16 protein-coding genes and 2 riboswitches are annotated in these 22,591 nt (G+C 64.5%); of the genes, 6 read left to right on the top strand and 10 right to left on the bottom strand.

Annotated elements, in window-relative coordinates; genetic code table 11:
- The first annotated feature begins 79 nt into the window (after window positions 1-79).
- Window positions 80-712: a TetR/AcrR family transcriptional regulator gene (locus tag G6P88_RS10090; RefSeq protein WP_165323038.1), complete on the top strand. Its 633-nt coding sequence runs from the start codon at window positions 80-82 to the stop codon at window positions 710-712.
- A 97-nt stretch (window positions 713-809) separates the two neighbouring features.
- Here G6P88_RS10090 and G6P88_RS10085 read toward each other — a convergent pair whose 3' ends face one another.
- The 3 genes from G6P88_RS10085 to G6P88_RS10075 all read right to left on the bottom strand — a co-directional run bounded on the left by G6P88_RS10085 (window position 810) and on the right by G6P88_RS10075 (window position 3,412).
- A complete protein-coding gene (locus G6P88_RS10085) occupies window positions 810-1,490 on the bottom strand; it encodes an energy-coupling factor ABC transporter permease (protein ID WP_165323037.1) in 681 nt (226 codons plus the stop codon).
- A 210-nt stretch (window positions 1,491-1,700) separates the two neighbouring features.
- The gene (locus G6P88_RS10080; protein ID WP_165323036.1) at window positions 1,701-2,474 is read right to left on the bottom strand and encodes an ABC transporter ATP-binding protein; all 774 of its coding nucleotides are present in this window, start codon (window positions 2,472-2,474) and stop codon (window positions 1,701-1,703) included.
- Window positions 2,468-3,412, bottom strand: coding sequence for a FecCD family ABC transporter permease (locus G6P88_RS10075; protein ID WP_165325101.1), 945 nt, complete (start codon window positions 3,410-3,412; stop codon window positions 2,468-2,470). Before G6P88_RS10075 ends, G6P88_RS10080 begins: the two co-directional genes overlap by 7 nt.
- Before the next feature lie 158 nt (window positions 3,413-3,570).
- Between G6P88_RS10075 and G6P88_RS10070 the strand changes: the two genes are divergently transcribed.
- On the top strand, window positions 3,571-4,413 hold the full coding sequence (locus G6P88_RS10070) for an ABC transporter substrate-binding protein (protein WP_165323035.1): 843 nt from the start codon (window positions 3,571-3,573) through the stop codon (window positions 4,411-4,413).
- A gap of 158 nt (window positions 4,414-4,571) precedes the next feature.
- On the opposite strand, the gene cobO is transcribed toward G6P88_RS10070, so the two are convergent.
- From cobO to G6P88_RS10035, 7 genes are all read right to left on the bottom strand, one after another.
- Window positions 4,572-5,180, bottom strand: a complete 609-nt coding sequence (gene cobO / locus G6P88_RS10065) for a cob(I)yrinic acid a,c-diamide adenosyltransferase (RefSeq protein WP_165323034.1) — start codon at window positions 5,178-5,180, stop codon at window positions 4,572-4,574.
- 2 nt (window positions 5,181-5,182) lie between these two features.
- Window positions 5,183-8,902: a cobaltochelatase subunit CobN gene (cobN, locus tag G6P88_RS10060; RefSeq protein WP_165323033.1), complete on the bottom strand. Its 3,720-nt coding sequence runs from the start codon at window positions 8,900-8,902 to the stop codon at window positions 5,183-5,185.
- Complete coding sequence (cobW, locus tag G6P88_RS10055) at window positions 8,902-9,948, bottom strand: cobalamin biosynthesis protein CobW (protein WP_165323032.1); 1,047 nt, start codon at window positions 9,946-9,948, stop codon at window positions 8,902-8,904. The genes cobN and cobW overlap by 1 nt, the downstream gene beginning before the upstream one ends.
- A 233-nt stretch (window positions 9,949-10,181) precedes the next feature.
- A riboswitch (cobalamin riboswitch) is annotated at window positions 10,182-10,412 on the bottom strand.
- Window positions 10,413-10,523: 111 nt separating this feature from the next.
- Complete coding sequence (locus G6P88_RS10050) at window positions 10,524-12,014, bottom strand: PepSY domain-containing protein (RefSeq protein WP_165323031.1); 1,491 nt, start codon at window positions 12,012-12,014, stop codon at window positions 10,524-10,526.
- Window positions 12,001-14,133: a TonB-dependent receptor gene (locus tag G6P88_RS10045; protein ID WP_165323030.1), complete on the bottom strand. Its 2,133-nt coding sequence runs from the start codon at window positions 14,131-14,133 to the stop codon at window positions 12,001-12,003. Before G6P88_RS10045 ends, G6P88_RS10050 begins: the two co-directional genes overlap by 14 nt.
- A gap of 178 nt (window positions 14,134-14,311) precedes the next feature.
- Window positions 14,312-14,571, bottom strand: a riboswitch (cobalamin riboswitch).
- 158 nt (window positions 14,572-14,729) lie between these two features.
- Window positions 14,730-15,839, bottom strand: coding sequence for an AGE family epimerase/isomerase (locus tag G6P88_RS10040; RefSeq protein ID WP_165323029.1), 1,110 nt, complete (start codon window positions 15,837-15,839; stop codon window positions 14,730-14,732).
- The gene (locus G6P88_RS10035) at window positions 15,836-16,348 is read right to left on the bottom strand and encodes a D-glycero-alpha-D-manno-heptose-1,7-bisphosphate 7-phosphatase (RefSeq protein WP_226946507.1); all 513 of its coding nucleotides are present in this window, start codon (window positions 16,346-16,348) and stop codon (window positions 15,836-15,838) included. The genes G6P88_RS10040 and G6P88_RS10035 overlap by 4 nt, the downstream gene beginning before the upstream one ends.
- Before the next feature lie 137 nt (window positions 16,349-16,485).
- Here G6P88_RS10035 and G6P88_RS10030 point away from each other — a divergent pair, with 137 nt between their 5' ends.
- From G6P88_RS10030 to G6P88_RS10015, 4 genes are all read left to right on the top strand, one after another.
- The gene (locus tag G6P88_RS10030; protein ID WP_226946506.1) at window positions 16,486-17,331 is read left to right on the top strand and encodes a hypothetical protein; all 846 of its coding nucleotides are present in this window, start codon (window positions 16,486-16,488) and stop codon (window positions 17,329-17,331) included.
- A gap of 50 nt (window positions 17,332-17,381) precedes the next feature.
- On the top strand, window positions 17,382-18,794 hold the full coding sequence (rfaE2, locus tag G6P88_RS10025; RefSeq protein WP_165323027.1) for a D-glycero-beta-D-manno-heptose 1-phosphate adenylyltransferase: 1,413 nt from the start codon (window positions 17,382-17,384) through the stop codon (window positions 18,792-18,794).
- A gap of 228 nt (window positions 18,795-19,022) precedes the next feature.
- Window positions 19,023-21,203, top strand: coding sequence for a tetratricopeptide repeat-containing sulfotransferase family protein (locus tag G6P88_RS10020; RefSeq protein WP_165323026.1), 2,181 nt, complete (start codon window positions 19,023-19,025; stop codon window positions 21,201-21,203).
- Window positions 21,204-21,214: 11 nt separating this feature from the next.
- On the top strand, window positions 21,215-22,369 hold the full coding sequence (locus G6P88_RS10015) for a glycosyl transferase family 8 (protein WP_165323025.1): 1,155 nt from the start codon (window positions 21,215-21,217) through the stop codon (window positions 22,367-22,369).
- Window positions 22,370-22,591: the final 222 nt, after the last annotated feature.

The raw sequence follows: 22,591 nt of genomic DNA, 5'->3' as shown, positions 1-22,591 counted from the left end.
TCCTCAAGAAACTTATGAGATTAATATGCACTCATGAGTGTATTGCGCATCTTCGGGTTTGGTGTCAATCAGCCCGCGCATGGAAGACGTGACCCCTTTTCGTTCGGCCGAGCAGAGGCTGGCCGACCGCGCGGCCAAGCGCGCCGCAGTGCTCAGGGCCGCAGTACGGATGTTCAACGAGAAGGGCTTCTTCGCGACCTCGCTCGACGATGTCGCGGCGAGCCTGGGCGTGTCCAAGCGCACCATCTATCATTATCTGTCGAGCAAGGATCAGGTGCTGCTGGAGTGCCTGACGATCGGGCTCGAACAGTTGCTCGAGGCGGCGGCACAGGCCCGCGCGGAACCGGGAACGGGGCGCGACCGGCTGGCGAAATTCCTGCGGCGCTATGCCGAGATCAACATGAACGATTTCGGCCGCTGCGTTATCCGGACGGGAGAGGAGGCGCTGTCGGCCGAAAGCCTGCCGCGCTATCGCGCGATGAAGCGCGAGATCGATGGCGAATTGCGCGGGCTGATCGCGCAGGCGGTCGAGGACGGGTCGATCGCGCCGGTCGACGTGAAGATCGCCGCTTTCACGGTGGCCGGCGCGATCAACTGGCCCGCCCGCTGGTACAAGCCGGACGGCGCCGAGAGCCCGGAAAAGCTAGCCGCGGAGATCGTCGATCTCCTGTTGAAGGGGCTGGATCGGCCGGGTGAAAAGCATCCGGTGTAGAGCACTATGCCTCGCCTTGGTGGGGGCGAGGTTCAAGCCTGTCGGCAAAAACCGTCGCCCCCCGTATTGCAGGTCCGCAGGCGCAAAGGCGCCCGCGTCAGGCCGGTTGATGCAGCCGGATGTTGAAGAGCGATCCCATGGTCAGGCGTCTGCCGGCCTTGGCTCCCGCCAGAACGGCGAGATCGATCACCGGCTCGATCAGGACGACGCTCATATAGGCCAGTCCGAAGGTGCCGATGCTGGCCATCGTGGCAGCGCCAAATCCTTGCCCGTAGAGCACCCAGAAAGCGACCCAGGCGACAATTCCGCCCTGATAGGCCATCGATAGGGACAGCGCCTGACGGTAGTCGAGATCGACATAGGCAGTGCCGGCCGGAACGATCCTGTTCGCGAGGCGGCTGATTCCCCACAGCGGCACCAGCACCGTCGTGACGTTCATCCCATATTGCGGCAGATCGGCCGGCGCGAACAGCATGCCCTGCATCAGCAGCCCCGCGGCGAGCCCGATCGCCGCAGCGCCAGGGCCGAAGATCAGGAGAAGCGTCGACCCGAGGATCAGATGCACCTCGGATACGCCGACGGGATGATGGGGCAGGAACTGAAAGAAGCCGAGGACAAGTGCGGTGGTGATCACACTGCGTGCCAGCAGGCTGCCGATCCCGCCATTTTGCCTAATGCTGTCAAGGGCCAGCTTGCCGGCAAGGCCGAATGCGGACACCGCCGTCGCATAACTCAGAACGATCTTGGCACTACTGACGACTCCAGGCTCGATGTGCATCGCAAACTCCTTCCGCTGAATTGAGAAATTGAAGGGACGTAGTCTCGACCGGCAAGCGCGTGCCTCGGTCTAAGGGCCGATATTGGCTGGTCTTCCCGATGATCTCTGGCGCTCTCCGGACCCCCGGGGCACTGCCGTTGCCGCCTGTATTGCGCGGCCGAGGGACGCGCTGGCAGACGAGCCCTTGAGCAGAGGATCGCGAGCGGCGCATCAGATGCGGCTCAGCGGAATGATGACGGGGTTGGCGCTCGTGCGGTCGATCGATGCGGTGATGCCATAGACCGATGCCAGGCGGTCTTCGGTCAGGACGTCAGCCGGCGTGCCGTCGGCGATCAGGTGCCCCTGCCCGAGCAGAAGCAAGCGATCGCAATAGCGCGCCGCCAGGGTGAGATCGTGGAGTATCGCGATGACCAGCGTGCCGGAACCGGCCTGCCGCTTCAGCAGGTCCATGACCTCGAGCTGGTGGCCCGGGTCGAGCGAGGCCAGCGGCTCGTCGACCACGAGCGCCGGGGCCTCGACCGCCAGCGCGCGCGCAAGCAGCGCCCGGGCTCGCTCGCCGCCGGACAGCTCGGTCGCGATCCGCTGGCGGAGCCCGCCGACGTCGGCGAGCTGGATCGCCCGGTCGATCGCTGCGGCATCTTCCGGCAACAGCCGTGACAACGGTGCCAGATAGGGCAGCCGCCCCAAGGCCACCAACCGCTCGACCGACAAGGGCCAATGCAAAGTCTGGCCTTGCGACAGATAGGCGATGGTCCGAGCCAAAGTCGGTCGGTCCATCGTCGCGACATCCCGATCGTCGATACGAATGTGGCCCGAGGCGACGGGAAGAAGGCCGAGGATCGCCCGCGCAAGCGTGGACTTGCCAGCGCCATTGGGGCCGATGATCCCGATCAGCGAGCCACCCTCGAAGGTCGCGCTGACGTCCTGCAGCACGGCCCGGCGGCCGATCGAAACAGACGCCGCTTCGATCTGGATCTTCACCATATGCGCTTCTCCCGGAGGAGGTGGAAGAGGAAGACCGGAACACCCATGATGGCAGTGACCACGCTCAGCTTGAGCTCATTGCTGGTCGGGACCAGGCGGACGCCGACATCCGCCAGCATCAGCAGCGCGGCACCCGCCAGCGCCGACGGCAGCAGGATCGCGGAGGGCGATCGGTCGGTGAACGGGCGGACCAGATGCGGCACGATCAGCCCGACGAAGCCTATCGCCCCCGATACGGCGACCGCGCCGCCGACCCCGATCGCGACGCCGATCAGCAAGCGCAGCCGCGTCTTGCGAAGGTCGGCGCCAAGTGCGCGCGCATTGTCTTCACCGAGGGTCAGTGCATCGAGCGTGCGACCGTCGATTATCAACAGCACCGTTCCGACCGCGATACAGGGCAATGCCAGCCAGATGTGGCTGAAGGATCGGTTCTCGAGGGACCCGAGCAGCCAAGTGGTGATCTCCATCGCGGCAAACGGGTTGGGCGACAGGTTCAGGGCGAGGCTGATTCCCGCGACAGCCAATGTCGCGACAGCAATGCCGGCCAGCACCAGGGTCAGCGGGCTTTCCGAGCGGCCGGCCAGCGCGAACAGCAGGAACAGCGCGGCGAGGCCGGTCAGGATCGCGAGGACCGGAAGCACCGCCGGATGAAGATCGGCCAAGCCGAAATAAAGCGCCCCGACCGCACCCAGCGACGAGGCGTTGGACGCGCCGAGCACCGAGGGCTCGGCCAGCGGATTGCGCAGATAGCCCTGGAGCGCGGCACCAGCGAGACCGAGCATCGCGCCGACGGCAAGGCCCAGCAGCATGCGGGGAAGGCGCAGTTCGAACAGGATGGTTTCGGCGATCCGGTCACCATGGCCGCCGAGCGCCGCGAGCAGACGCGCCTGCCCGATCGGCGCGGTGCCGATCAGCAATGACAGTGTCGCGGCGAGCATGAGAATAGCGATCAATCCCGGTACGAGAAGGTCATGTCTTCGGGCGATATTCACGGAAAAGGACCTCGCTTTGGATCGGTCACCCCGTCACGCTTGTGTCCCGGGGCCGTCTTGTTCATGGGGTGAGTCACCATGTGTCGATCGATTAAAACCTAGCCATGCGAAAACTCCTGTTTGCGGTTGCAGCATTTGCCTGCGTTGGGGCCACGGCGCCTTTGCCGAAGTCGGCGGCGCCGCCGAAACGGATCGTCTCGCTCAATCTGTGCGCCGACCAATATCTGCTGGCGCTGGCCGATCCCGGCCAGATCACGGCGCTGACGAGGTTCGCGCGCGATCCGGACATGTCGGCTGGCGCACGCGCCGCTACCCATATGCCGATGACACGCGGCTCGGCTGAGGATGTGATCGCGCTCGAACCCGATCTGATCGTCGCAGCACCCGGCCGGCGCAACGGGACGCGGGCGGCGATCGCGAAGCAGCACTATCCTACGCTCGATCTGTCCCCGGCCGAGAGCTACGATGCGATCATCGGCCAGATCCGCGATGTGGCTGCGGCCGTCGGCCATCGCGAACGTGGCGAGGCCATGATCCGACGGATGAACGCGGAACTTGCCGCTCTGCCCCGCGTCCGTAGCGGCCGGGTCGCCGCTTATTATCAGCGGCGCGGGTACATGACGGGAACCGGTACCCTGATCGACGACTTGATGCAGCGCGTCGGGCTGATCAACCTGGCCGGCAAGCTCGGCAAGCCCGCACTCTCGCAGCTCTCCATCGAGCAACTGGTCGCGGCTCATCCCGATTATCTGATCGTCGAGAGCGCGACCGAGCGGGTACGAGACCAGGGTACCGAAATGCTTCACCATCCCGCCCTCAGAGACATTCCGCGCATTCGGCTTCCGCAGGCGTGGACGGTCTGCGGCGGGCCAGCCTATGTCGAGGCAGCACGCAGCCTTGCGGAGCAGGTGGTCGCCGCGCAGCAGACTCCCACCCGCGCACGCTGACATAGGCCGTCCGAGAGGCGCGGCTCTGCCGGCTCCGCCTTTCCCTTTCCTGGTAACGCAAGCCTTCCCACCATGGCCGGTCGGCACCATGCGCAAGGCAGGCGCCTCGATCGAGGCGGCCGTCGGATCGTCCGGGCTGGGCGCCGCGCGGGCAATCATCAGAATTCGATGCCTGCCTGCGCCTTGACGCCCTGCTCGCGGAAAGGATGCTTGATCAGCGTCATCTCGGTAACGAGATCGGCGGCCTCGATCATCGCGTCGGGCGCATTGCGGCCAGTGACGAGAACATGGGTCATCGCGGGCCTGGCCGCGAGTACTTCGAGCACTTCGTCGAGCGGCAGATAGTCGTAGCGGAGGACGATGTTCAACTCGTCCGCGAGCACCATCTCGTAGCTCGGATCGGCTATCATGCGCTTGACCTCGTCCCACGCGCTGCGCGCCATCGCCATGTCGCGGGCGCGATCCTGGGTGTTCCAGGTGAAGCCTTCGCCCATCGGCTTGAACTCGATCTGGTCGGGAAAGGCATCGAAAACGACCTTCTCGCCGGTCGTCATCGCGCCCTTCACGAACTGGACGACGCCGACCTTCTTTCCATGCCCGATCGCGCGGACGACCATGCCGAGCGCTGCGGTGGTCTTGCCTTTCCCCTTGCCGGTGTTGACGATCAGCAGGCCCTTCTCGATCGTCTTCGATGCGACGATCCTGTCATGGGCGGCCTGCTTCTTCTTCATCTTCTCGGCATGTTGCTCTGCGGTGCGTTCCTTCATCGTCAGGCTCCCTGGAGCTGGGCGAGCAAGATGCCCGCACTGTTGGATTTGGGTTTCCACATGCCGCGGTCGAGCGCCTCGGCGAGACGGGCGGCGGTTTCACGCAAGGCGGCGGGATTGGCCTCGGCCATGAAGGCGCGAACCCTCTCGTCCTCGATGAAGGCTGCGTGGACAGCGTCGAAGTGGTGATCGCGAACGGCATGGGTGGTCGCGGCGAAGGCGAAGAGATAGTCGACCGAGGCCGCGATCTCGAACGCACCCTTATAGCCGTGGCGCATCACGCCCGCGATCCATTTGGGGTTGGTGACGCGGGCGCGGACCACCCGGCCGATCTCGTCCTCCAGCGTGCGGATGACCGGGCGTTCCGGGCGGCTGTGGTCATTGTGGTAGGAGCGCGGCCGCCTGCCCTTCAGATGCTCGACGGCGGCGGCGATCCCACCCTCGAACTGGTAATAGTCGTCGCTGTCGAGCAGGTCGTGCTCGCGATTGTCCTGGTTCTGGACAACGGCATCGGCCTGGCTCAGCCGCTCGCTGAACAGCGCGCGCTCGGCATCGCCCTCGACGCCGGAGCCATAGGCGTAGCTGCCCCAGTCGAGATAGACGTTCGCGAGATCGGCGCGGTCGTGCCACACCTTCTCGTCGATCATCGCCTGGAGACCGGCACCATAGGCCCCCGGCTTCGAGCCATAGACGCGATAGCCCGCGCGCAGCGCCGAGGCCTTGGGATCGCCGCCCTCCGCGATCAACCGTGCGGTCTCCTCGCGATAGCGCGCGGCGGCGGGATTGTCCTCGGCCGGCTCGTCCAGCGCCATCACCGCCCGGGCGGCAGAGTCCATCAGGTCGATCTGCTCGGGAAAGGCATCGCGGAAGAAGCCCGAGACCCTGAAGGTGACATCCACGCGTGGACGGCCCAGCTCGGTGACCTTCATCACCTCGAATCCGATCACCCGGCCCGACGTCCAGTCCCAGCGCGGCCGAACGCCCATCAGGGCGAGCGCCTGAGCGATGTCATCGCCGCCAGTCCGCATGTTGGCCGTGCCCCAGGCGCTTAGCGCCATCGCCCTGGGATATTCGCCTTCCTGCTGGAGGTAATCCTCTACCAGCAGCTGCGCCGAACGCTGGCCCAACTCCCATGCCGTGGCGGTCGGCACCGATCGCGTGTCGACCGAGTAGAAATTGCGGCCGGTCGGCAGCACATCGGGGCGTCCCCGTGTGGGCGCGCCGGAAGGCCCGGGGCGAATGAAGCGGCCATCGAGCCCGGCGAGGAGCGCGTTCCGTTCGGCGGTTCCGCACGCATCGACCCGACGCGACAGATCTCCCAGTACCATATCCATCACGGCTTCGGATGCCGGGCCGGGAGCGGGCCGCCCCTCGACCAGGGCGATAGCCAGCAGTTCCAGCCGCTCGACCGTGTCGCCCAGCGTACGCCAGAGGTCCTCCGAAAGCTCTTCGAGCTCTACGGGCCTGCCCCCCTCCCACGGATCGCTCATCCGGCAATCGAGCGGATCGAAACCGAGCCCCAGATCATCGGCAAGAGCACGCAGCAGCGAGGCCTGGCCAGGCAGGTCGTAGCCACGCGGCGTCCGCGACAGGGCGATCAGAAGATCGGTGCGCAACCGGCCCACGGGAGATTCCGTGAACACATGCAGTCCATCACGGATCTGCATTTCCTTGAGCTCGCACAGATAGTTGTCGAGTGCGGCCAGCGCATCGTCGCCATCGCCTATCGCACCGGCATCGGTGTCGAGCCCCTGCGAGCGCGCGAGGTTCAGGATCTCGCCCTTGAGATGGTGGATACGGCGCGGATCCATGCCGGCCGCGAGATAATATTCGTCGACCAGCGCCTCGAGCTGCTTGAGAGGGCCATAGCTCTCGGCGCGCGTCAGCGGCGGAGTCAGGTGATCGATGATCGCCGCGCCGATCCGTCTTTTCGCCTGGGTTCCCTCGCCCGGATCGTTGACGATGAAGGGATAGAGCTGCGGCACCGGGCCCGCGCAGACCTCGGGAAAACAGGCCTCGGACAGCGCCAGCGCCTTGCCGGGCAGCCATTCGAGATTGCCGTGCTTGCCGACATGGACAACCGCATGTGCCCCAAAATGGCGGTTCACCCAGAAATGGAACGCCAGATAGCCGTGCGGCGGAACCAGCGCCGGGTCATGATAGCTGGTCTTCGGATCGATATTGTAACCGCGCGCCGGCTGGACCGCGACTGCGACATTGCCGAAGCGGTGGACCGCCAGGCGGAAAGCACCGTCGCGGATGAATGGGTCCGACATGGGCATGCCCCAGCGCTCGGAGACCGCCTTCCTTACGGCTTCGGGCAGCGCACCGAAGGCCGCATGATAGTCGGCGAGCGACAGGGCGATCTCGCCGGGCCGGTCGATCGAGTCGAGCGCGTTGGTCACGCCCCCCAGCATGATCGGCATCAGCGCCGCGCCATCCCCTGGCGCATCGCCCACATCATAGCCCGCCTGGCGCAGCGCGCCGAGGATCGCGCCGGCACTTGCGGGCGTATCGAGGCCCACGCCATTGCCGATGCGGCCATCGCGATTGGGATAGTTGGCGAGGATCAGCGCGATCCTCCGGTCGGCGGCGGGGGTTCGCCGCAGCCGGGCCCAGCCGGACGCAAGATCGGCGACGAAGGCGACCCGATCCGGCGCAATCCTTGGAACGACGATGCCGCATTCGGTACGCGTGTCGAACCGCTCGGACGCCTTGAAGGCGATGGCGCGGGTGAACAGCCGGCCGTCGACCTCGGGCAGCGCGACATTCATCGCCAGATCGCGCACGCCGAGACCACGGGCGCTGTCACGCCAGGCGCCTTCCTCGACCCCGGCGAAGACGGTCTGCAGGATCGGGCAATCGGCCTGCTCGAGCACGGCGCCCAGGCGATCATCGCCGGGTGACGACGCGGCGAACGATGTCGCGTTGAGGATCACATCCGGGGCGGTCTCTCCGATCACGCCGCGCAACCAGTCGATCGCGAAGGGCTCGCGCAAGGACCGGACATAGACCGCGACTACGTTGAGCGCTCGCGCCTCAAGCGCAGAGACCAGCGCGTCCACCGCCTCAAGCGTGCCGGCGATGGTCAACGCCCGATAGAAGGTGACCAGTGCGACCGGCCGCCCCACCACCCAGCGGGCCCGCACATCATCGAGCGACGGCCGCTCATGCCCGTGCAGATGCAAGCCGGCATCGGCGACCGGGATCGGATCATCGGGCCGCCCCGCATCGAGCCCAATCAGCTGCGCGGCGTGGCGCAGGAAGTTCGTCGCATTCGTGACCCCGCCCTGCCGCAGATAGGCGCGCAGTCGTTCGCGAATGTCGTCGGGCAAGGTCGAAGCTGCATCGAGCGTCGGGTCGGGCTCGCGGCCGTCGGCGATCGCCACGAAGGCGATTCCTCGCTCGCGCGCCACGCGCGCGATCTCGTCGACGCCATAAGGCCAATAGGCCTTGCCGCCGAGCAGCACCACGCAGACGAACTTCGCATGCGCGATCACCTTCTCGACATAGAGGTCGACCGAATAGGGGTGCCTGAGCTGGAGCAGGTTGACGAGCCGGATCGACGGCGCCCCGTCACCAAGCGCTTCGGCCGCCCGCGAAAAGCATGCCAGATCACTGTCCGCCATCGTCAGGACTATGATCTCGCCCGGCGACTGGGCGAGATCGATCGCCTCGTCGCCGTTCGAAACCGTCCCGGGTGTGGCGGCCAGAAGATGCATCAGGCGCTGGCGCCGTTCAGCAATGCCAGCAACGCTGCCTCTATCGCTGGCTGATCGATACCTTTCTGACCGATCACGACGAGCTGTGACTGACGGACCTCCTCGGCTTTCCAGCTTCGATCATAATGATGCTGGATGCGCGGGCCGACCGCCTGGATGACCATCCGGGCCGGCTTGCCGGCGACCGAGACAAGGCCCTTGATCCGCAATATGTCATGCGTCTCGATGATCTCGGACATGGCGGCCAGGAGCGGCTCGATCCGATCGATATCGCCGCCCTTCAGTACGAAGCTGTCGAAATCGTCATGATCATGATCGGGGTCGGCGTCATGATGCGACGGGCGGGTGTCGAGATCATCCTCGGCGCCAGCGACCAGGCCCAGCAGAACCCCGATATCGACCGCGCCATGACTGGCCCGGATGACCTTCACGCCGCTGCGCGTATCTGCCGAAATATCGTTTTCGATCTGGCCGAGCTTGCCAGTGTCGACCAGGTCGGCCTTGTTGAGAATGACCAGGTCGGCACAGGCGAGCTGGTCCTCGAACAGCTCTTCGAGCGGGCTGTCATGGTCGAGTGTCGGATCGGCGGCACGGGCGAGCGCCAAGGCCGCCTCGTCACTCGCGAAGCGTCCCGCCGACACCGCGTCGGCGTCGATCACGGCGAGCACGCCGTCGACGGTCGCGCGGGTGCGGATGTCGGGCCACTGGAACGCCTTTACCAGCGGCTTGGGCAGGGCCAGGCCGGAGGTTTCGATGATGATATGCTCGGGCGGGTTGGGGCGATCGAGCAGCTTCAGCATCGTCGGCAGGAAATCGTCGGCGACGGTGCAGCAGATGCAGCCATTGGCCAGCTCGACGATGTCGTCCTCGGGACAGGCCTCTTCGTTGCAGCCGCGGAGCAGTTCGCCGTCGACTCCGACATCACCAAATTCGTTGACGATCAGCGCGAGCCGGCGACCTTTGGCATTCTCCAGGAGATGCCGGATCAGCGTCGTCTTTCCCGCCCCCAGGAAGCCGGTGATGACGGTCGTCGGTATCCTGCTCATGCGCAAGCACTCCGCCGGGCAGCGGACGGATCGACAGCAATGGCCTTCATCGGGACTCTCCCGGCACCTGAGCAGCGGTGGCGGGGCTTACCGTTCGATTGCCGAACGGCCGGCGCGCGACGACGGGCGGGCGCCAAAGGCACCCGTTGTCACGCAACCGTGCGGCACCCGCCGCATCGTTCGTCGCTCAGACGGAGAGAAACCGTGCCGTGACCATCCCCTGGATCAAGGCAAGAGCGACCGGTGCGTTGGCAGGTCTCCTGGCTCGCGGGTCACAGCTTGGTGCACGGCCTTCCCGGGGGCCCTAAGGCCTTCCCAGTGACTGTCCGCCTACCCGAAGGTCGGCCGACGATGGCACCTCGCTCACCGCTCACAGTTGCAGGGACAGCTGCGGATTTGGGATTGGCTCCCGCACCGCATTCCCATTTTAAGCCCTTTCGGGCACCAGCGCGATCTATGAGCCGAACAAAATCGATCGGCCCGACATGGCGCATAATCGGAATCGAAGCGCAGGCCAATCCTTCATTGCACCGCGCCATCGGTAACCCGCCGCGATCGGATCCGCACGGCCTCCGTCATACCTTTCCCCGCTCGGACGACCGCTTCTTGCGCAGATGACGCCAACCTACGACAATGCCGCTGATCGACACGATCAGCCCCGCAATCGACAGCAGGATCATCAGCCCATCTCGCAACGGCCGATATTCGAGCAATATCGGCAGATCGAAGCTGTGCAGGGCACTGAACAGCCAGCGATAGGTGCGGCGTCCCTGGATGGAGTGGCCGAGCAGCACGCCCGTCGAGGGATCGATGTACAGCCAGCTTGCCTGAGGGTCATCGAAGGCCAGCCGCAGCACCGGCAGCGGCCGGTCGTCGTGGCGCAGATCGCCCGTCGCATACCAGTAGAGGTCATATTGCGTGAGCAAGGCCGTTTCCACCAGCTGGCCCTCTCTGACAGATCGTCTGGCCAGTTTCGTCAGCGCTTCCAGGCTGTGACGAACCGGGGCCGCGGTTACGCCATCCAGCGCCCTGCCGCGATTCTCCGCATCGACGGCCAGGATCGTCGGCCGACCGCCGATGGTGAGGAAGCGCAACTCACGCGCGCCCTCCGCCATTCTGGCGAGCGCCGCGAGGTTGGTGGAGGCGAAGCGGGGAGGCTGCTCTCCGGCGTAGCGCTCGCCGATTTCGGCGCCGCCTTGGCCCATTGCCCCGAAGGGGCTCATCGATATCCAGCCGCTGAATATCCAGCCGATGAGGAACACGCCCCCGATCAGCCCGGCGATGTGGTGCCACTTCATCCAGCCCCGATAGGGACTGACGGAACTGGACCTGTATCGCGTCCTCATCCGGAGGCGCAGGATGCCGATCCACATGCCCGTGATCGCGCCGATGGTGCCGATGCCCGATGTCCAGATCACCGTCTGCCGCCAGGGTTCCTGACAGATCCGGAGCATTTCGAAATAGATCCAGTGCGGTACGGCACCCAGCCAGTTCCAGAAGCGCTCCCGGCGATCGGTGTTCTGGACGATCTCTCCGGTCTTCTGCGCAACATACGTGTCCGTGCCCAGGCCATCGGCCATCCGGACCCGCCAGAAGGGGGCGATCTTCGCATAGGCCCTCGTCACCACCCATTGGTCGTGCTCCACCAGCTCCGCAGATTCAGCGGCGGCCCCCGTCATCGCCTCGGCAATGTCGATGGCCCGGTTGCGGCCGACCGGCCCCAATAGTGCGCCAGTCCGCGCCGAAACCGCGTGCCGGCCATCCTTGTCGGTTATCCGATACACGGGTTCGTGCCCCGTCATCTCAAGGCGCATATCGTCCGGAAACATGGGGGCACCCAGCTTGGACAGCGCCTCATCCGGGCGGACCTTGACCTGCTCCCAGTCGATCGGTGCCGCTCGCGAGACACGCTCCGCATCCCGGAAGGAGGGGAAGGGGACGTACATCATCACCACGCCCGACAGGAACCAGATCGCGAAGAGCGCACACAGGACGATTCCGGTCCAGCGGTGGCTCCAGTAGAGCCACCGCTTTCCCCTTTTCAATGCTGCGTCAGAACGCAGCATTGATCGTGAACTCCACGTTGCGCGGATCGCCGAGCACCCACTGGGTGGTGCCATAGGTTGCGCGCGGATAGACTTCGTCGAACAGGTTCCGAACACGCACCCCTGCGCTGACCCCGTCCATGAAGGCCCAGCGCAGGCCCAGGTCGGTGAGCGTGTAGGACGGCAGCCGGCGCATATTGGCGGCATCCTGGAAGCGGCTGCCGACATAGCTGAGGCCGCCATCGATTACCCAGCCATCCGCGAACTCCCAGCTTGCAAAGGCGTTCGCGGTCCTCGCCGCAACGTTCGCCGGCCGGTTGCCGGCGCGCTGGAAACGGACACCGCCCACCGATTCCGCGAAGTCGTCATAGCGCGCCTTCAGCAGCGATCCGTTGAGGTTGATGCTGAAGCCCTTCACCGGTTCGAGGAAGAAGCTCGCCTCGATGCCCTTGGACGATTGCTGGCCGACCTGGATCTGGACCGTCGGAATCAGCGGATCGGATGACAGCAGCCGCTTCTTGGTGATCGTGTAGGCCGCAAAGGTCCATTGGCCCTTGCCGTCCCAGAAGACATGCTTGACACCGCCTTCCCACTGATCGCCGGTCGAAAGGTCGAACGCGCTTTGGGCGAGGCTTGTGGAGACGAGCGCGCCCACCGGATCGGCCGCGGTGGCATAAGAGGCGTAAAGCGACATGTCCGGAGTCGGGTTGAACACCGCGCCGACGCGGTAGGTCACTGCATCGGGAGTGGCGGTGAAATTGTTCGCCCTGTTGACATAATCGTCCTTGGTGATCTCGGGCCGGTCATAACGGATGCCGCCGATCACCGAGAGGCTGTCGCTGAACGCCAGCCGGTTCTCGGCGAAGATCGCATATTGGCGGATCCTGTTGATGTAGCGGGTCTTGGTCGCTGCATTGCCGGTCTGATCGATGAACGCGCCGACGATCGGGTTGACGATCGACACCAGCCTGGTCGCGTTATTGCCCGAATTGCTGACGTTCTTGTAGCTGATCCGGTTATAGTCGGCGCCGATCACCAGCCGGTTTTCGACGCCTCCACCCAGATCATTGGAGAAGGCGGCGGTCGTCCGGTTCCCGGTCTGTTTCTGGATATGGTAGAGCTCGAGGAAGCTCGACTGACGGATGCCCGCCGGCGTGGTGCCGGTCGCCGCGACATAAGTCGCGTTCTCCGAATTGTGCCAGTATTTGTTGGCGGTCAGATGATAGAAGGTGCTGCGGACCGAGATCGTCTCGCTCGGCTCCCATTCGAACTTCACCTGCGTCCAGTTGTCGCGGAAGCGCAGGTCGGCGTCGGTGACGTTGTAGTTGGTCTTGCGGATCGACCTGTCGAGGCGGTTGTCGATCAACGGCACGCCGAACCAGACGCGCGGCTTCTGCCGGCTGAAATCCTCCGACACGGTGATTGCCAGGGTTTCGGTCGGGCGGACGCGCAGCGCACCGGACAGGGCGATCGCGCTGGAATCTCCACGCGTCATCCAGCCATCGGACCGGCGATAGCTGGCATCGACGCGATAGCCGATCATGTCGTTCAACGGGCCGCCGCTGCCCCCGGCGATATTCCAGAAACCGAACGATCCCACACCGGCCCGAAAACTGTGCTGGAGGGTGTCGCCCGGCTGCTTGCGAACGACGTTCACGGCGCCGCCGATGGCACCCTCGCCGTAGAGGACCGAGGCCGGACCACGCAGCACCTCCACCGACTCCGCCATCCATGGATCGGCCGGAAAGGTCAGCGTGTTGTTGTACATGCGCATGCCGTCGTAGAGCGTCATCACCGAGTTGGTGCCGGTGAAACCTCGTGCGCTGAGACCGAAGCCGAACACCCCGGACGTGTTGACGATGCCGGTCGCGCGCGCCGCGGCATCCTGGATCGTCAGGTCGCCACGCAGCCGGATCGCATCGCCGTCGAGAATCTCGACGCTTGCCGGAGTCTCGAGAACGGTAAGGCCCAGTCGGCCGGCGCCCTCATTCGTCTTCCGAAGCTGCATGTCGCTGACGCCGGTGACGGTGATGGTCTGCATATCCGCGTCGGCATCGGTACCGCCCGCGTGGGCGGCCGGAAGGTGGAAAGGCGCAAAGATACAGCCCGCGAACAGGCAAAAGGTCTTGATGGTGGACATCACAAAAGGTCCCGGTTGCGAATGACGCAAGACGAGGCCCTGCCGACGTGCGCATGACACGACGACCCGCATGGCCCGCGACGCCGCAACGCGCCACGATCCAGACGGAGCGGCCCTCGCCGCTCGTTCGTCGCTCAGACGGAAATCACCGTGCCCCGGCCATCCCCTGGACCAAAGCAAGAGCGACCTAACGCCGGCAGGTCTCCTGGCTCACGGGTCATCACTTGATGCACGGCCTTCCCAGGCCTCGCATGATTTAGCGTCCGGCCCAGTGGCTGGCGGCTCGGGGCATGGTAGCCAGGCCGCACATGTGCATCGCGCTCGCCGCTTACAGTTGCAGGGACAGCTGCGGATTTGAGTGACACCGGATTTCACCGGCTCACCCGCACCGCATTCCCATTTTCAGTCCTTTCGGACACCGACGCGATCTATGCCCAAACACGGCTTTCGAGCCTCGCTTGGACGAAGCGTCCATTAGGAGGGTTAATACTGCCCCGCAAGAGTAGGCTGCCATATTGCACCTGGCTGAACAGCAGCGCGCAGCCGCATAGTCCGGGCGGCGATCCTGCCAGCGGACCGGGCGGATCTGTTAGGCGTCATACCCGACGTTGATAATAATCAAGCGCCGTCGTGACATGGTATAGCGAGCTTGCCGGCATGTGATCCACCAGCGCGTTGCCAAGCGGATCTATCCGATCGATCCAGCCTCCTGGAATCGATGGCGCCAAAAATGCCTGCCATGCTGCGTGGAGGATGTCCGCCACTCCCGACGGCCGGGCTGCGCGGCCCAGAGGTGCCATGAAGGCTTTCGCCGCTTCCATAGACGACCATAAGCGATACTGCGCGGTCGCTCTTTCCGGTCCCACCAGGTCCACGATTCGGCCCTTCGCGTCGATGCCGCTCAGCGCTCGCTGCAAGAGGCCTTCGATCCTCTCGTCCATGGCTATATTGCACATCGCCGCGTGGCGGGTCAGCAGCCAGACCCATTCAAAATGATGGCCGGGCTCGAACGACCGGCCCCCATCTAGAGGGCGCCATTCTTCGTCAAAATATTCCGACAGGACATTGGTCCGGCCAGTAATGAACCTGCTTTCGCACAACGCGACGAGCGCGGCGATGCGGGGGCTGAAATCGCCGCATAGCCCGACGTCCTGAAGGGCGAGAAACGCCTCAAGCAGATGCATGTGGGGGTTCTGGCGGCGTGGCAGCACGGCGCTGGGCCATTGTTCCGCATAGCCTCCCGCCGGATGAGCCATATCCTGGTCGAGAAAGGTCAGCGTGCGGTCGACAAGGTTGATGTAGCGGGGGTCGGCGTCGAGCCGGAGCAGGCTGGCCAGCGCCAGCAGAACGAAGGCATGCGCGTAGAGGTCCCGCCGGTCATCCACTATCGCGCCCTGTTGCGTGCAGGAAAAAGCCCACCCCTTCTGGGCGTCGGCATCGGTGTAGTTCCGGATCATCGAATGACCTGCCCGCAGCGCAAGGTCCGCGCCGCGGGGAAACCAGCCGTTAAGTGCCGCTGTGGAAAAGACATATATCTGCCGCGCCTGGACCATCAACCGGCGTGGCACATCGGCTTGCGGTGTGCCGCTCAGTGTCAGCCGCTCGACGAAACTGTCTTCATCGGAATCGTAGCCGGCGTCGCTCCACAAGGGCAGCGCGTCGCGGCACAGCCAATCGATCCAGAAGGTGGGGGCGGCAGGAGTCACAGACCGCTCAGGATCTGGGCAACGAACTTGTCCAGATTGCCGCCCTCGAACAGGAAGCCGGCGATCCCGGCGGCCGCTGCCGCCTCCATGTCGCTCGCCCTATCGCCGATCATGAAACTTGCGCCACGGTCGATATGATGACGATCGATCAGCCGGTTCAGCATGCCCGGCTCAGGCTTCCGGCAGGTGCAGCTATGTGCATAGCGTTCGACGCTTCCGGCGGGATGGTGGGGGCAATAGGCGATATCGTCCAGCCGCGCCGCGTCCGGCAAGTCGGCCTGCATCGCGGCGTGCACCCGGCCCACGGCGTCTTCCTCGAAATAGCCCCGTGCTATTCCCGACTGATTGGTCACCACGAACAGTCGATATCCCATGGCTGCCAGCCGGCCCAGCGCCTCTTGGGCACCGTCGATCCACCTTATGTCCCGCGGATCCGATAGATAGCCGGTGTCGACGATCAGGACGCCGTCCCGGTCGAAAAATGCCGCCCGGGCCGGTGCGCGATCCACGCGTTCTTCCTGCGAAAGCTCAGCGTGTGACATTTTCGTTCGGCATCTGGCTGGCGGTTGAATAAGCGTTTCTACGCTTGTTTGACATTGGCACAGCGGTCAAGTTCGGACGCGCGAATAACGGTTGGGGGTGGGGGATGCTGGCGCAGGTTGCGAAGATCGCGCTCATCATGCTGTCGGCAAGCCTCGCGGCCGCCGCCTGGGCGCGACCGTCGGCGTCCGATCTTGCGTCCAAGGCGGGCTGGCATTGGACGGTGGCCAGGGCTGGCGATTTCGATCTTGCGACCGCACGGCGTGCCGCCCGCGATCCTTCCGACGTGCTTACTGTCTATATCGAAGGTGATGGCTTCGCCTATGTATCGAGTGGCCGCCGCTCGATGGATCCGACCCCCAAGGATCCGGTGGCGCTGCGGCTGGCCCTCCAGCACCCGGGCAGCGGCGCGGTCGCGTGGCTGGCCCGTCCTTGCCAATATGGCCCTCGCGCACGCAATTGTCGCAGCGATTACTGGAGCATCGCGCGATTTGCGCCGGAAGTGATAGACAGCGCCAGTGTCGCGCTTGATCGGTTGAAGGCCGAGATGGGAGGGGCGATCCGGCTAATTCTGGTTGGTTATTCGGGCGGCGGCGCGCTGGCCGCGCTGCTGGCCGAGCGCCGTGGCGATGTCGCCGCGCTGGTCACCGTGGCCGCCAACCTCGATCTCGGTGCATGGGTCGAGATGCACCGCCTCACGCCACTGACCCTGTCGATCGATCCGGCTGCAAATGCCGGGCGTCTGTCGCAAATGCCGCAGGTCCATTTCGTCGGCGCGGACGACGATGTCGTGGATGAGAGGATCGCCCGCAGCTTCGTCGCCCGCATGGCGGGCGATGCTCCTGTCGCGATCGTGGTCATCCCGGATCAGGGCCATGGCTGCTGCTGGGCACAGCAGTGGCCTGCTCTTGCTCAGCGCCTCGAACTGACCCGGATCAAGGGTTGGCGTTGATCCGGAAAGATTGAGCCGTTAGCGACCGGCTGAAAGAACGGGATATTCGAATGGACAGCAACGAAATTTCCCGGCCTCATATTCTCGTGGTCGGTGATGTGATGATCGACCGTTACATCATCGGCGAGACAAGCCGCATCTCGCCGGAGGCGCCCGTGCCCGTCGTGATGGCCGGCCGCGAAGATATGCGGGGCGGCGGTGCCGCGAACGTGGCCGCGAATGTGCGGAGCCTGGGTGCTCGAAGCAGTTTGCTGACAATCTGCGGCGACGATGGTTCGGGACGCGATCTGTTCACGCTCATGGCAGCGAACGACGTCGACCTCGATTGCGTAATCGAGGCGGGGCAGCGCACGACACAGAAGACGCGGCTTATTTCCGGCGTCCAGCAGATCGCCCGCATCGATTATGATGCGGCGGTGGGCGATGCCGCAAGGGCCGAGCTCGCCCGGCGATTTGAAGTGCGCCTGGACGGTGTTCAAGCCGTCATCTTTTCCGATTATGACAAGGGTACGCTTGCCGATCTGCCTGCGTTGCTCGCGATCGCCCGGCGCCATGGCGTGCCTACCTTCGTAGATCCCAAAGCTGCGGATCGCGCCCGCTATCGTGGCGCATTTCTGCTGAAGCCCAACGCTCGCGAATTCCATGCTCTGTTCGGCGATTGCCGCGACGAGCAGATCGCTGATCGCGCCAGGCAAGGGATGGCGGAGATGAACCTCGACTATATGGTCGTGACGCGCGGTGCGAAGGGGGTGATGATGGTGTCGCGAAGCGGCGACGTTGTCGATCATCCGACCGAAGCGGTCGAGGTGTTCGACGTCACCGGGGCGGGCGATACGATCATTGCTGCGCTGGTCGTCGGCATTGCCCAGGGACTTCCCATCGCCGCCGCCATCGACCAGGCCAATATCGCGGCCAGTGTCGCGGTCTCGCGCCCCGGCACCTATGTCGTGACGCGCGCCGATCTCGAAGAAAGACTATACCGGCGCAGCCATTCGATGACCAAGCTGGCCCCCATCGACGTGCTGGCGAGAAAGCTTGCTCATTCCCGCGAATCCGGGAAGCGGATCGTCTTCACCAACGGCTGCTTCGATGTGCTTCATGCGGGACATGTCCGCCTGCTCGATGAGGCCAGGCGGCAGGGTGATATTCTCATTGTCGGACTGAACTCCGATGATTCGGTCCGTCGGCTGAAAGGCGCCTCGCGACCTGTGCATTGCCTTGCCGATCGCGCCGAGGTGTTAAGCGCTCTTGCCGCCGTAGATCATGTCGTGATGTTCGAGGACGATACGCCGCTGGACCTCATCAAGACGATCCGGCCCGACGTGCTTGTCAAAGGCGGCGACTATACTGCGGACAGCATCGTTGGCGCCGATCTCGTCCGTGAGGCCGGCGGGCAGGTCGTGATCATACCGACGCTGGCTGGGCGTTCGACCACAGCTATTCTTGCAGCACTGCATGCCTGATGCGGTCTCGAGATCGATAGCCATGCATCAATGTTGTGCTAAAGCTGACCACTCTGGGCTTCCCCAGGTTGAAACGGGCGGCGTCGCTCCTCGGAAGCAAAGGCAGGAGAGTGGCTTCAATATGTCGCGAGGGCTGGCTCCAACCGCTTTTCCAGCCCTGCCGCAGCCTGCATGTGCAGCCCTCCGGCTGGCTGTCCGCTTCCTCTTTAGGACGAAAAAACTGCCATCATGACCACTCCTCAGACAAATTTGACGGTCGAGCAGGCGCTCACCCAGGCGCATGCTCACTGGAATGCCGGTCAGGCCGATCAGGCCGAACAGCTGTGCCAGCAGGTGCTCGCGCTATGGCCGGGGCAGTCCGACGCGCTGCATCTGATGGGGCTGATGGCGCATGCCTATGGCAATCTCGATCTGGCGATCGATCACCTGCGCCGCGCCTCCCTCGCGCCGCGGGCGCCTGCGATCTACCTGAGCAATCTCGCCGAAATGTGCCGCCAGGCCGGACAACTGGCCGATGCCGAGCAGGCCGGCCGCCGCGCCGTGGCGATGGACGCCATGATGGTCGCAGGCTGGAACAATCTCGGTATCATCTTGCAGGAAGCCGGAAAGCTGGAAGAAAGCCTGACCTGTCTCCAGCGGGTGGTGACACTCCAGCCGGACTATCCGGAGGCGCACAATAATCTGGGCAATACGCTGAAGCGCCTGGGGCGACTTGATCAGGCCCGGTCCCATTATGAGCAGGCGCTGAAGCTCGCGCCATCCTATGCCGAAGCGTTCAGCAACCTGTCCAACTTGCTGAATGATCTGGGGCGGCCCGACGAAGCCTTGGCTTCGGCGCGTCGTGCGATCGACGCCAATCCACGTCTTTCCGACGCCTATATAAATGCGGCGGCGGTTGAACTGGCGCGCGACCGCTATGATGAGGCTTTGCGTTGGGTCGATTCCTTGCTGGCCTATGCGCCTCTGCATGTCGGTGCGCTGGGCGTCAGGGCGACGATATTGCGCAGGCTGAGCAGGTTGGACGAGGCGCTGGCCGACGCTCGCCGTGCCGTCGCTGCTGCGCCCGATAATGGCGAGGCGCAGAATATCCTCGGGGAAGTCCTGCAGGCCCAGGACAAGATAGACGAGGCGCTGGCGGCGTTCGATCGCGCCGCTGGATCGCTCGGCTTTGCGCCGGAAAAGGCGCTGATCAACCGCGGCGTCCTGCTCATGGAGCAAGGCGACAAGGACGCCGCGAAACAGGCCTTCGACGACGTGCTGAAGCAGTTTCCGCGATCCGCCTCGGCATGGTTCAACATGGCGGATCTGCATCGTTTCACGCCGGGCGATCCTGGCCTTGCGGCAATGGAGGCGCTGATCGGGCCTGGCGGGTTGCAGACGGAGTCCGACCGCACAGCGTTGTATTTCGCGATCGGCAAAGCATGGATGGACATCGGCGATGCCGAACGGGCCTTTACCTATCTCGACGAGGGCAATCGCCGGAAACGGTCGACATTCGCCTATGATGCGGCCGCCGTCGACCGCTGGTTTTCGGACATCATCGCGGCCTTTCCCGCCGAGCTGATCAGTCGGCCGGCGATAGCCTTGCCGGAAAGCGATCTGACGGTTTTCGTCGTTGGCATGCCGCGATCGGGAACCACGTTGGTGGAGCAGGTCCTGGCGTCGCATCCTGCCGTCTTCGGCGCGGGCGAACTGTCGACGCTGCAATCACTGGTCAACCAGGCCGGTGGCGTTCCAGCGGTGGCGCAGAAGTTATCCCCGGAGAACGAAGCCTTGCTGGGTCGCCAGTATCTCGACGCGGTGAGACCGATGGCCGGTTCCCATCGGCGGTTGATCGATAAAATGCCTTCGAACTTTCTTTTTGCGGGCCTGATCGCCCGCATCCTGCCCGAAGCACGCATCATCCATGTGCGCCGCGATCCTGTGGACACCTGCCTCTCCTGTTATACCAAGCTGTTCACCCGCGAGCAGCTCTTCAGCTATGATCAGGCCGAGCTGGCGGCCTTCTACCGCAACTACGAACGTCTGATGGATCATTGGCGCGCCATATTGCCGGCTGATCGCCTGATCGAGGTTCGCTATGAGGATGTGGTCGGCGACATTGAAACCGAAGCCCGTCGCCTGACGGACTTTTGCGGGCTCAACTGGGATCCTGCCTGCGTCGAGTTCCACAAGACGTCGCGCACGATACGAACTGCAAGCCTCAATCAGGTTCGCAGCCCGCTCTACTCCAGCAGCATCAATCGCTGGCGTGCTTATGCGCCCCACCTCGGGCCGCTGCTGGCGGGGCTCGGCGTCGATCCGGCCGCTGCGCCGGCAGATTCGGCTGAGGCCGCTGCTGCGAGCCCGGGCAAGCGAACTGGCAAGGCCGGCGCCAGGCGCGGCGTAAAGCCGACGGCTGCCGATTGAACGTCGCCGCCATGGACATCAGGGAGATCGAGGGCCAGGCGCGTGCGTTGCTGATGGCCGGCAGGGGAGCGGAAGTCGAGGCGATGATCCGCCCGCTCCTGGCTTCGGGTACCGGCGCGGTCGCATTATGGGCGCTGCTTGCGCAGGCCTTCCGGGTGCAGGGCCGGGTCGCAGAAGCAAAGCCCATTCAGGAAATGCTGGTGGATGCATTGCCGGGGCATCTTTCGACACGGTTCGATCTGTCGGAGACGCTGCTGCTGCTCGGCGACTTCGAGCGCGGCTGGCGGGAATATAGCTATCGCTATAGTCTGGCGCATACGGCGCGCATCGAACGCAAGGTGCAGCGCCCACGCTGGGACGGACGCCCGATTCCGGGCCAGACGCTGCTGATCCACGACGAACAGGGCTATGGCGACACCTTCCAGTTCATGCGCATGGTCGCCTGGGCGAAGCAGCGCAGCCAGGCGCATGTGGTTCTCGAAATCAATCACGACATGGCCAGCATCGCCAGCCGGATGCAGGGCTTCGACGCCATCACGCTGCGCGGCGAACTTCCCCCGCCATTCCAGGTCCATTGCGAGATGATGAGCCTGCCGATGGCGATGGGTTTGCAGCTGAGCGATCTGCCGGGCGATCCCATGCCATATCTTGCGGCTTTGCCCGAGCGGCGGGAGATATGGCGCAAGCGGCTTGCACCCTATGAGGGGCTGAAGGTTGCCTTTCTCTGGGCAGGGCGGCCCACGCATCTGAACGACGCCAACCGCTCCATGTCGCTGGCCACGCTGGCGCCGCTGGCACAGGAGGGCGTGACGTTCTTTGCGATCCAGAAAGGGCCGACCGAAGGCGATGCGCTGACCCCACCGCCCGGCATGAATATCGTCAGCCTGAGCCCCGACATCGGCGATTTCGAGGACACTGCGGCCATCCTTTCCGAGGTGGACCTGCTGATCTCGATCGACAGTTCGCCAGTCCATCTTGCCGGGGCGCTCGGCCGCCCGGCGTGGGTGATGCTGCCACTTCTTCCCGACTGGCGCTGGTTGCAGGAGCGTGAAGACACGCCATGGTATCCATCGGTTCGGCTTTTCCGCCAAACCGAATGGGGACGTTGGGATCAGGTCGTCGAACGGGTCGCGGCGGCTTTGGCGGAGCGGCGGGCCCAAGGCTGACCGGTGAAAGGTCGATAGCTGCGACCATGCTCCCACCGATGAGGTGGGCATCAGCCTTTACGTGGTACTACGGCATCGTTGACGACACGTTTTGTTGAGATAAGGCGACGACCGTCGCTCAATAAAGACGACGTGGGATGGGGATGCGCGGCAGGGGGGGGCAGGAAATCCGGTGAGCGTTGGCGGCAGGGCTGATGGGAAGTTTTAACTCTTCCCGGCCTA

The organism is Rhizorhabdus phycosphaerae (assembly GCF_011044255.1).
Taxonomy (GTDB): Bacteria; Pseudomonadota; Alphaproteobacteria; order Sphingomonadales; family Sphingomonadaceae; genus Rhizorhabdus; species Rhizorhabdus phycosphaerae.
This window is presented reverse-complemented; position numbering and strand designations above follow the sequence as displayed.